Raw genomic sequence first — 10651 nt, forward strand, 5'->3', positions numbered from 1 at the left:
CGAGAGGAGCCTGATTTATTATGATGAAATCCACTGGTATTGTAAGAAAAGTTGACGAGCTCGGACGTGTTGTTATTCCAATCGAATTGCGCCGTACCCTGGGAATCGGAGAGAAAGACGCTTTGGAAATTTACGTTGATGGCGAGCGCATCATGCTTAAAAAATACGAGCCTGCTTGTATCTTCTGCGGCAATGCTGAGAACGTAATTTACTTCAAAGGGAAAATTGTTTGCCAAGATTGCATTTCTGAAATCCCAACACCTGTGACAAACTGAGAATTTTAGTATATAATAGACTTATCAGAGATTGTTAATTCTAACCTTTTTCATATATACTCCTTGTTGCCTTCCACGGTTTGAACCCAACCGTTGGAAGGCCCTTTTTTGTTTAGACACGTATTCATAAGAGTGCGTTGTACACGTCCCTCTTGGAAATTGAACGGTCTGTGGCTGTACGTTTCATGGCATCCTTGCGAGTAAGTCCCTCTGACTCGTAATGCGCGACATGAGACTCCAAAGATAAGTCCTGCCACCATGCCTGCCGCTCCTGTTCTTCTTCCTCTTCGTTTTTCCCCTCAACGATTAGACAGTATTCACCAAGCGGCGGATTTTCCTCTAATTTCGCAAGACACTGCTCCACCGTTCCACGCACCCATTCCTCATGCAGCTTGGTCAGCTCACGGGCAAGCACCACTTTGCGTGATCCTAATGTTTCCTTTAATACCGTCAATGTCTTTACAATACGGTGAGGAGATTCATAAAAAAGAATTGTGCCATGGGATACCTGAAATGATTGCAATAACTTCTCTAGATCCTTTTTTTCCCTTGGAGGAAAACCAGCGAAGGTAAACCTCTCTGTATCCAGTCCTGAGGCAATTAAAGCCGATAGTGCCGCATTTGCTCCTGGGATAGGAATAACACTGATTTCTGCTTCAAGTGCCAGCTTGACCAGATCCGAACCAGGATCAGAAATGGCCGGTAGACCTGCATCGCTAACCAGTGCCAAATTTTTTCCTTCTATTATATAACGTATCAGTTCAGGCCCACTGGCAGCCTTATTATGTTCATGATAACTGAAGAGCATTTCCGGCGTGATGTCGAAATGTGTGAGCAGTTTGCGTGTCTGTCGCGTATCCTCGGCAGCGATAATATTACATAACTTTAGGGTGTTAATTGCCCTAAAGGTCATATCATCCAGATTGCCAATCGGTGTGGCAACGAGATATAACTTTCCCCGTTCCTCTTCACGGTTACTAAAGCTTTTTTGTACAGCTGCTGTCACACTGAATCCTCCTTACTTACTTCTCCATAGATTTCTCTTATTTCCTGAGTATAGTTCCCATCTTCCTGATATACAATGAGTGGGGGTAATAGGCGAACCTCCGGTTTGCCGTCACGCATCGCTTCAACAAGTACCATATTCGCTTCCATATGAATCCGTGGGTGAACAAAACGTATCCGCTTGGGTTCCAGGCTATAACTGCGCATCAAGGATATAATCTCAGCCAGCCGCTGTGGGCGGTGAACCATTGATACTTTCCCCCCATTTCGGACAAGCCGAGAACATGCCTGAATGACTTCTTCCAGTGTACAGTTCACTTCATGACGCGCAATGGCCTGGTGAGGGTTCAGCTTGATATCGCTACCATTTAGCGGCATATAGGGAGGATTCACAGTAATTGCATCATACGCGCCATGTCCCGTGATTTGAACCAGTTCACGCAAGTCTCCTTCCCGAATCTCAATCGCATCTTCTAATCCATTCAAACTCACGCTCCGTCTAGCCATATCTGCCAGGCGTGGTTGAATCTCAATTCCTTCAATAGATGCTTTGGTGCGTGTCGTCAACAGTATGGGAACAACCCCATTGCCCGTACACAAATCGAGAATCTTCCCACGCTGAAGCGGAATACCTGCAAACCGTGCCAGCAAGACCGCATCCATCGAAAAGCTGAACACTTCATCACTTTGGATAATACGCAGATTATGTGAAAGCAGATCATCAATTCGTTCAGACTTCTTTTCATTTTCGTACATAATGCTCTCCCATCCTATAACCTAAATCGCTTTTTACTCATACTTCCTTACAAAAAAGCCGTAGGCATCTTGCTCCTACGGCTTTTTTTTATTTATTCAAAAATGACAGACAGAAGAGGCAATCGCCTTCTGTTCGCAAATGTCCGTAATACACGTTGCATATATGAAATCCTTCATGATACAGCCTTGCCAGATTGTCGTAGCCTTCGCCCACGACCTCACCCGTTTCCTCTTCATCCTTAACGACGATCGGAGGAGGAAGTTTCGGCTTGCTTGCCGTCTTTTCTTCTCCAGAGGTTTCACGTTTGAGCATCTTGCGCACCTGTTCGTTTTCAATCGTTAGTCGTTGATTTTCCTCCAGCAGCTCTTTTACTGCCAGTTTCAATTCACCCAGATCGCTATGCAACTGTCCCATTTGGGTTTCCATTTCGTGAATACGCGCAAAAACATTTAATTTATCCAAGTTTCCACCCCGAAGCAACCTAATGGTTTACTTGACGACTACATCGTCCATTGGAAGTTCCTTGACCTTACTGATCTCAAACAGTTGAACATGTACCGTACGATGGCCTGCATTGACACCTACCACTTTTCCTTCTCCCAGAGAAGTGATAACCATCTTACCTACCTGAGGTAGCTCTTCTCGCATGCTCTCGTAGTTATCATGTTCAAATTTGAGACAGCACATCAATCTTCCGCACAACCCGGAAATTTTCGTCGGATTCAGCGACAAGCTCTGATCCTTCGCCATCTTAATAGATACCGGGTCAAAATCCCCCAGCCATGAGGAACAACACAGAATACGTCCGCAAGGTCCGATTCCACCAAGCATTTTAGCCTCATCCCGTACTCCGATCTGCCGCAGCTCAATTCGTGTACGAAAAATGCTGGCCAAATCCTTTACAAGCTCTCGAAAATCAACTCGACCCTCAGCCGTAAAATAAAAAATGATCTTATTGCGGTCAAATGTAAATTCCACATCTACCAGCTTCATTTTAAGGTTATGGTCTTTAATTTTATTTAAACACGTACCGAATGCATCCTTGGCCGCCAATTTATTCTCTTCTACAACAAGAGCGTCATCATCTCCGGCAATACGAATGACTTTTTTTAAGGGTAGGACAACATCCGAATCATTTACTTCTTTTTTGCCCACCACAACCTTGCCATATTCAATCCCGCGTGCGGTCTCTACTATGACGCAGTTTTCTTTCTCCACTGGAAGGTCCAGCGGATCAAAATAATAAGTCTTGCCCGCCTTCTTGAAACGGACACCCACTACACTATACAAAAATTAACCCCCTTGTATGCCACTAAACCTCATTTGTAGCCGACATTGTACGAATGGCCGCAATTGAAGTCTCACTGTCGCACAAACCGGGAACCTGGCGTCGCGGATTGTGCAGAGTGGAACAAGCGCGCCTTCCTGTTAGCCGGTGATAGAACCGCTTGTATCGGACAACCCAATCAGAAGCTGCTCCACGCATAATTGTCCGTTGACGTGAAAACGGAGCTTCTTCCTGCAATTCGCGGCCAAATCCATATAAGAGACCCATTGTTCCGTGCTGCGGGTGATTGCCAATTTGGAGACGGACTCCAAATGATCTATGAAAACAATGCTTTCGTGCCTTCCGTAACGGAAATGAAGCATATCTTTGAACCACAAATGAAACAGATGAAACAGAATATCCAGGTGATCAGAAAGTCCAGTTTTAAAAATCTTCTGTTGAGCCAGAATAATTGACGAACTCCCCCGGCTCATGGACTCCTTCACTAATTGTAACACTACGTTTCTAATTTCTGCAAACCAATTCTGCTGGAGAATTTCTCTACATGATTCCAGTCCGGAAGCCATATGAACCACTGACCGGACAAGTCCTGCCGTATAGCCTTCCCCAATTAACGCCTGCATCATCATTTCCGGCTGTAAAGCGTGGAAAGGTACCTGCTGTGTCCGCGATTGAATCGTAGGCAGCAACGCCTGTCCATTTTCAGAAATGAGTATACCGACCACAGGAATCTGAGGCTCCTCCAAAAATTTAAGCAGGCTGTTAGCAGCTTGCACTGTCATGGTATCCGCCTGCCGAATGATATATACCTTAGGGTTGGAGCTTTCAGATTTGTATGAAAATATTCGTTGAAGCCCACGAATCTGATCAATTTTAATCGTTGCCCCATCAGGCTCTACAATGTGCAAGTCCGGGTGATTCCCGTGCTCTACCTTGCGGCATGACAAGCACTCCCCACATGCATCATCCGTCTGTTTCTCACAGAATAAAGCCTTGGCAAAGGTCTGTGCCATGTTCATCTGTCCGCTTCCCTGCGGTCCGCTAAAAACATAAGCATGGCTGACTGTGTGATTCCGCAATGCACTCTGCAGCATTTTTTTGGCTACATCCTGCCCCAATATATGTTGGAAAGACATATTTCCTCACTTTCTCCACTGAAAACAACGATGAACCATCAGCTAATCGTTGTTTCCCCGGGCGAGTTTGTTGCTGGTCCGATGATCTCACCCTCAAATCATGGTTCTTCAGTATAACTGTACTGCTGTTTGCATACTACGTTTGCCCACATGTACATAGTCAAAAATAATCTGCCAGCATGATCAGCAAGCAGATTATTCCATCGTGGCAACAGCCCATCTGTATTCATTTATAACATAAGACTGCATTTTAAAATGAAAGATTAATCAACAAACCTCTAATCTCACCGACTCCTTGTAAAAGCTCAATCTTCCCTTGCTCGGTATCAAGCAGCTCATCTGCCATTTTGAGCAATAGCTCATCCACTTCATCAATCAGCTTATAACGCTTGCTGCGTCCCCGACGATCCCATCCCTTTGTGTCCTTCATGGACACGCCTCGCCGAACTGTATCTTCCAAAAACCGTTTGACCAGCATCTTATAGGCCTTCAACTCACGAATCGTCATTGAGCGAGCAAGACGATCTCCCTGCATTTGAATTTCCTTAAAGCGCCGGTTCAATTCCTCCTTCGAAGCCTGCTCCCCATTTTGCTGCATAACATCGGAGAAGCTTTTCGGTTGAATTGGCTTGGCACTCGTTTCATTTGTAGACAATGTACTGTGTAAAGGGCGGTAGCCCGGATTTATTTTCATATAAACCTGCTTTCTCCCCGGATGCTTCCCTTTTCCCTCAACGAACAGTTCAATAGAGAACTCGGGAGTCTCTTCGGCTTTCCGGGGGCTGCGCTGTAGCGCTGCCGTTTTAGTGGATCTGCTCCTCATTCCCATCATGAGCGAGAAACAGGCATTTCCACTATCATATCGGCAAAATAGGTTCTATTGTGTAGATTCAGAAATGCTCGAAACGGTCTACAGGCATCACGAAAACTGTCGCTCCACCCACCTGCACTTCAACAGGCAACGGCAGATAGGAGTCCGTCGTCCCACTCATAGGGGTAACGGGTGTGACCAGCTGTTCACGTACCTTGCAACTGCTGCGAATGACATTCATCAACGAGTCTACCTGATTGTCATCAACACCAATCATAAATGTCGTATTGCCTGCACGCAGAAATCCTCCTGTACTGGCCAATTTGGTAGCACGGAAGTTAGCCTTCACCAGTCCGCTGGATAATCTATTACTGTCCTTATCCTGTACAATCGCAATAATCAGCTTCATCCTGTATTCCTCCTTCAAGTCATACTAGGGACACCTTGTCCCTAGCTCAATTTTACCGTATATCCTTCGACAATTATACGCTAAAATTCTGAATAAACCGCTTTTTCAGCAAATCCTTCAATACTTGCTCTACCTGCTCTGGTGCGGGAGATGCGTCCACAATCGTAATTCGTTCCGGAAATTTGCGAGCCAGCTCCAGATAAGCCTCTCGTACCTTATGATGAAACGATATGCTCTCCATATCGAGGCGATCCATTTCCTCTCCCCGTGACGCATTAATTCTTGCCAACCCCAATTCGGGCTCAATATCCAGATAGAACGTGGCATCTGGCTCCCAATCATCTACCGCAAAGCGATTAATCGAAGCTACCTCTTCAATTCCGATTCCTCTTGCAAACCCTTGATAGACCAGGCTACTGTCCACAAAACGGTCACACAATACGATAGCTCCTTGTTCAATAGCCGGCTTTACCTTCTCCACCAAATGTTGGCGCCGCGCCGCCGCATATAAAAGTGCCTCTGTTCGGGCATCCATACTGGTATGAGTAGGGTCCAGAATGATAGAACGAATCTTTTCAGAAATCTCGATGCCGCCCGGTTCCCTCGTCGTGACGACTGGATGGCCTTCTTCCTCCATATACTTTGCCAGTCGTTGGATCATGGTTGTTTTACCGGAGCCGTCTCCCCCCTCCAGCGTAATAAAAATGCCTTTGCGATTCATGTTATTCCCTGCTTTCCTGCCTGAAAAATAAAAGTCACCCACAGGCTACGTATGCTTCTTTTATCCAGTCTTCTGTATTTGTTAATTCTCTAGTATTAATCTTTATTGTAAACGGAATACCCGAATCGTAAGCATACTTTCATCTGCTACCCCTTGCCATTTAGCTCCCAGCTCACGTAGACGAACCATCCGCAGAGCAATCGCTTCTGTGATCATTTCCCCTACATATAGCAGTGGGATACCTGGAGGATACGGGATAATCATTTCAGCAGCTGTCCTACCAGCTGATTCCTCTACAGGCACGATCTCCATCTGATCCGGATTAATCGGTTGAAGCCCAAACTGCACCGGACTGGAGTAAGCCTTCACTCCATCATTGTTCCACGTGGAAAAATCTAATTCTGGCCTCTGCTGCTCTTTCCCCGCTAACTCCGGCTCATCAGCCGTCCCCTTAAATCTTATATCATTATTTATATGCACAAGAGCCTGCAACAGGTGACTCGCATCCCTAGCTATAGAGCCTAACGTAAACAATAAAACCACATGTTTCTCGTCACTCATCTCTGGAATACATCCGTAAGTCTCCAACTCACGTTTTAACCCAAACCCATCTAGTACACCCCATGTATCATACAGCACCATTTTAAAAGGGTCCTGAGTTGAGTACCCATTTGTCCTCTCCTCAGCCCTTTCCAGGGCCTCAGAGATCCCCTTCTGAGCGTCACACTCTTCACTTGCCTGCTGTGTAGGCTCTACCAAGCGAAAGCGTGGGAGCTGCGCCAGGCCCTTTCTAAAAGCGTCTGCTGCCGCTAAGCCCTCTGTAAAGGCATCCGTGCCATAAGCATCAATATACCATCTTGCCAAATCCAGCGAGGCCATTAATGGATATGAAGGGCTGGAGCTTTGCACCATAGCCAGCCGCTGACGGAGCAGTTCCCGGTGAATTCTCCGTCCTTGCACATGTAGCACGGCGCCCATAGTCATAGCTGGAAGCATTTTATGTGTCGATTGGACGACTACATCAGCCCCACAGGAAAGAGCAGAGACTGGCAAACGAGGATGCAGCCCATAATGAGCACCATGTGCTTCATCTACCATCAACGGCACATCGGCTGCATGACAAGCTTTAGCTGTAGCAGTCAGATCATGCCCCATCCCATAATAGTTAGGCAACGTAAGTAACACTCCTTTAGCCGAAGGATAGTCCTTGAGTGCAGCCTTTATCGTGTCTGTCGATGGAGCAACCGCCAGCCCGCTTAGTGTATCTATTTCTGGATCTAGGAATACGGCCTTGGCCCCTGATAGCATGAGACCGTTCAGTACAGATTTGTGTACATTTCGCTGTACCAATAGTACATCTCCTGGCTTCGTGCATACGGTCAAAATCATAGCCAAATTACCGACTGTGCTGCCTCCAATAAGCCAAAAGCTCTCTTCTGCACCGAAGCACTTCGCAGCCAGCTCCTGACCTTCACGGATTACGTCTTCTGGGTGATGCAAATCGTCCAGTCCGGTAATTTCCGTCGCATCAATAGACATCACCTCTTGCAACAGAGACGCCATATCTTCATGCCTATAGACTTGTCCATTTTTATGACCGGGTACATGGAAAGAAGCATTTCCCTGAGAACTGTAACGTATTAGAGCTTCCACTAATGGTGCATGAACCGCCTTTTTCCCCATCATTCTGCAATCCTTCCAAACAAAGCTTTATATCTACCCTATTTTATCGTAAAATCAAGCGGAATCCTACTTTTACTCACAGAAAAAAAGGCCCGTATCGACAGACCTTGGAATGCCCATCCTTCAAACACTAGCTAGCGAAGGATATTATGCATTTTTCTGTACCCAAATTTGCTTTAGTTGATCAATAAAAAAATGATATTTGGCGTCAGTTGCATCCGTGTGCACCATTTCCGCTTCACACGTATCACAGATAAACTCGGAAACGATAAAAATGCCTTCATGTTTGTGTTGTCCGCATATGATGCAGCGGTGGTCACCTTGATCATGCATATCCATCCCACCTTGTTTCTTTTACTATTAGTATGGGTCACTTTCTACTATTTTAAACCTTTTCATAGCCCAGTTCGACGATATACTCTATATATATTCTCCTTGGGCTATTATGGTGTTTGTACCCCGTATGTTTAAAAAAACAGCCGCATATGCCGATATAATAAGAAAAGCTTCTATGTATGGATGCCCTTTCATCGAAGCCTTTGTAAACTTCATCAGTGAGAGCTTTTCCTGTAATTATAGAATAGGTTAGCTAACGCTAGATGTCGTCGTTCTATACTCTTACAAAAAATAATTGATGCTTATTAAAGCGGCATGAGCGAAGTACCGTCCCTTTTTCCGGCTGTGGACGGGAAGCCACTTGTGATGCAGTAGATTAATGAAAGGACTGTTCGCATGACAGAGGAAACCGGAACCAAAGCTACCTACTATCACTACAAGCTCATCAAAAAAATCAATATACCGCGTCAGCTGATATGGAGTCACCTCACACTGCCTGTTATTATGCTTCTCTTTCTGCTTCTTGCCTTTTCCTGGACTAGTGTATTTTTGTTTGCTCTTGCCTTTTTCCTAACCTTATGGGTACACTTCGTAATCTCGCGATCTGTCCTATATATAGGTGGTGGGACAGCCTTCCGCAAACGCTGGGCATTCCAGCGCAGGTTGCCTTGGCTAGGCTATATGACAGACCAGTACATAGGCTATAGGATTTTTCGTCGTGTGCACATACATACACTCTGGATTGGTATCTGCTTGTCTGCCGTATTCATTCTCTGGTCTCCACCAGCCTTTACCGTATCCTTACTCTTCTGGCACTTATGGCTCATTGCACCGCGTTTATACGTCTTGAGTCGGCTTACAGGGGAGAGAAAAGACGGCATGTTGAAGTTCACCGATGAAGAAGCCTCCTACTATCAACAGTAAATCAATTCACCTCCTATCTGTACAGATCGAAACTTCAACTAATGTATCTCCAACGCTTCAGCCTAAGAATAATAAAAAGGAGCAACCCGACCCGGGTTGCTCCTTTTTTGTAATTTAACAATTATAATCCCTTTATTCTCTCACTAAATAGACTTTATCCACATTATATATGTCGTTAAAGTAGTAAATCAATCTATACACAAATATATAAAAGGAAGCCACTCTCTACACAACGGCAGTTTCAAGTGCTTCCCCATCTTATCATTCATCATTATCCGTACAGCAACCAATACACTATGAGTTAACTATGACCCCACAATACATCTTGTGTTGCATACTTAAGTGAAAATCGCACTCTTAATTAAGGTCTACACTTTTACTCTTCACGGTAGCTTTTCTGTCTTTTGGAACCAATACGGTAAAAGAACCATCATGCACAGACAAATGCACCATGTGTTTATTTTTCTGGAACACCTTCTGATTCGAGGTAGATAAATTCGGTTCCTCAGTCCAGCCCCAGGCTGCAATCTCCTCCAGATAAGGAGCAGGTAGACTATCGCTTTCCTTCAACGCTGGAAGTGCATAGCGTACATAGTCCATATCCGAATTGCTGCTGGCCCGATCAGTTTTACTAGCTTCTTTGGGAACCGGAAACGTCTTCTCGTTAGCAGCGCCCTCAAACGATGTCCAAGAAGGCTCCTCTTCCACGCACCCGGTAAGAATCGCGACAGCGACACTGAATAGCACCAATAGAGCAAGCCATTTATTTCGCCGCATGATCTTCCCTCCTTACCAGCCTGATTGACTATACAAAATCCTATAATGGAGTTTGCATAATTCTGCAATATAGCAGCGTATGTGTATGGGATTCAATACCTATATTATACAGGGTTTGCTCTTACATTCCGTAACAAAAATGTTACCTTCCTTTTGTAAGGATATTTCCAAATTACATCTATATGCAAAAAAAACCATAATCTTAGTAAGATCATGGTTCTCTACTTGTTGCTTGGCAACGTCCTACTCTCCCAGGACCCTGCGGTCCAAGTACCATCGGCGCTGGAGGACTTAACGGTCGTGTTCGGGATGGGTACGTGTGGAACCCCTCCGCTATCGCCACCAAACATGAATTTGCCTCGCAAATTCTAACTTCAAGATTACACCCTGAAAACTGGATCCGAAACTTCCTTGCGTCTTATCTTAGGATAAGCCCTCGACCGATTAGTATTGGTCAGCTCCATGCATTACTGCACTTCCACCCCCAACCTATCTACCTCGTCGTCTTCAAGGGGTCTTACATACTGGG

General features: G+C 45.3%; 13 protein-coding genes and 2 rRNA genes. 2 read left to right on the top strand and 13 right to left on the bottom strand.

Annotated features, from left to right (window positions below; all coding sequences use genetic code 11):
* The first annotated feature begins 20 nt into the window (after positions 1 to 20).
* A complete protein-coding gene (locus ACU1JV_RS27495; RefSeq protein ID WP_007428005.1) occupies positions 21 to 275 on the top strand; it encodes an AbrB/MazE/SpoVT family DNA-binding domain-containing protein in 255 nt (84 codons plus the stop codon).
* Between the two features lie 124 nt (positions 276 to 399).
* Here the strand turns inward: ACU1JV_RS27495 and rsmI are convergent, their stop codons facing one another.
* From rsmI to ACU1JV_RS27545, 10 genes are all read right to left on the bottom strand, one after another.
* The gene (gene rsmI, locus ACU1JV_RS27500) at positions 400 to 1281 is read right to left on the bottom strand and encodes a 16S rRNA (cytidine(1402)-2'-O)-methyltransferase (RefSeq protein ID WP_337684856.1); all 882 of its coding nucleotides are present in this window, start codon (positions 1279 to 1281) and stop codon (positions 400 to 402) included.
* Entirely contained in the window at positions 1278 to 2036 is a 759-nt protein-coding gene (locus ACU1JV_RS27505; protein WP_025676584.1) for a tRNA1(Val) (adenine(37)-N6)-methyltransferase, read from the bottom strand. Before ACU1JV_RS27505 ends, rsmI begins: the two co-directional genes overlap by 4 nt.
* Before the next feature lie 88 nt (positions 2037 to 2124).
* The gene (yabA, locus tag ACU1JV_RS27510) at positions 2125 to 2499 is read right to left on the bottom strand and encodes a DNA replication initiation control protein YabA (protein ID WP_013368663.1); all 375 of its coding nucleotides are present in this window, start codon (positions 2497 to 2499) and stop codon (positions 2125 to 2127) included.
* Positions 2500 to 2526: 27 nt separating this feature from the next.
* A complete protein-coding gene (locus ACU1JV_RS27515; RefSeq protein WP_013368662.1) occupies positions 2527 to 3327 on the bottom strand; it encodes a PSP1 domain-containing protein in 801 nt (266 codons plus the stop codon).
* 138 nt (positions 3328 to 3465) lie between these two features.
* Positions 3466 to 4461 carry a DNA polymerase III subunit delta' gene (gene holB, locus ACU1JV_RS27520; protein ID WP_013368661.1) on the bottom strand — a complete coding sequence of 332 codons (996 nt, stop codon included), beginning with the start codon at positions 4459 to 4461 and terminating at the stop codon, positions 3466 to 3468.
* Between the two features lie 250 nt (positions 4462 to 4711).
* Positions 4712 to 5155, bottom strand: coding sequence for a YaaR family protein (locus ACU1JV_RS27525; RefSeq protein ID WP_013368659.1), 444 nt, complete (start codon positions 5153 to 5155; stop codon positions 4712 to 4714).
* Between the two features lie 196 nt (positions 5156 to 5351).
* Complete coding sequence (locus ACU1JV_RS27530) at positions 5352 to 5681, bottom strand: cyclic-di-AMP receptor (protein ID WP_007427998.1); 330 nt, start codon at positions 5679 to 5681, stop codon at positions 5352 to 5354.
* A 73-nt stretch (positions 5682 to 5754) separates the two neighbouring features.
* On the bottom strand, positions 5755 to 6402 hold the full coding sequence (gene tmk / locus ACU1JV_RS27535) for a dTMP kinase (protein WP_165083913.1): 648 nt from the start codon (positions 6400 to 6402) through the stop codon (positions 5755 to 5757).
* Positions 6403 to 6504: 102 nt separating this feature from the next.
* On the bottom strand, positions 6505 to 8088 hold the full coding sequence (locus ACU1JV_RS27540) for an aminotransferase class I/II-fold pyridoxal phosphate-dependent enzyme (RefSeq protein WP_413987271.1): 1584 nt from the start codon (positions 8086 to 8088) through the stop codon (positions 6505 to 6507).
* A gap of 144 nt (positions 8089 to 8232) precedes the next feature.
* Entirely contained in the window at positions 8233 to 8418 is a 186-nt protein-coding gene (locus tag ACU1JV_RS27545) for a sigma factor G inhibitor Gin (RefSeq protein ID WP_013368656.1), read from the bottom strand.
* A gap of 399 nt (positions 8419 to 8817) precedes the next feature.
* On the opposite strand from ACU1JV_RS27545, the gene ACU1JV_RS27550 reads away from it, so the two are divergent.
* Positions 8818 to 9345, top strand: a complete 528-nt coding sequence (locus ACU1JV_RS27550) for a hypothetical protein (protein WP_013368654.1) — start codon at positions 8818 to 8820, stop codon at positions 9343 to 9345.
* A gap of 357 nt (positions 9346 to 9702) precedes the next feature.
* On the opposite strand, the gene ACU1JV_RS27555 is transcribed toward ACU1JV_RS27550, so the two are convergent.
* The 3 genes from ACU1JV_RS27555 to ACU1JV_RS27565 form a co-directional block, all read right to left on the bottom strand.
* Positions 9703 to 10122, bottom strand: a complete 420-nt coding sequence (locus tag ACU1JV_RS27555) for a hypothetical protein (protein ID WP_013368653.1) — start codon at positions 10120 to 10122, stop codon at positions 9703 to 9705.
* A gap of 230 nt (positions 10123 to 10352) precedes the next feature.
* Positions 10353 to 10469: ribosomal RNA gene (gene rrf, locus ACU1JV_RS27560) — 5S ribosomal RNA — on the bottom strand.
* Positions 10470 to 10546: 77 nt separating this feature from the next.
* Positions 10547 to 10651 (bottom strand): 23S ribosomal RNA (locus ACU1JV_RS27565); the annotation flags it as partial.

The organism is Paenibacillus sp. T2-29 (genome assembly GCF_052921365.1).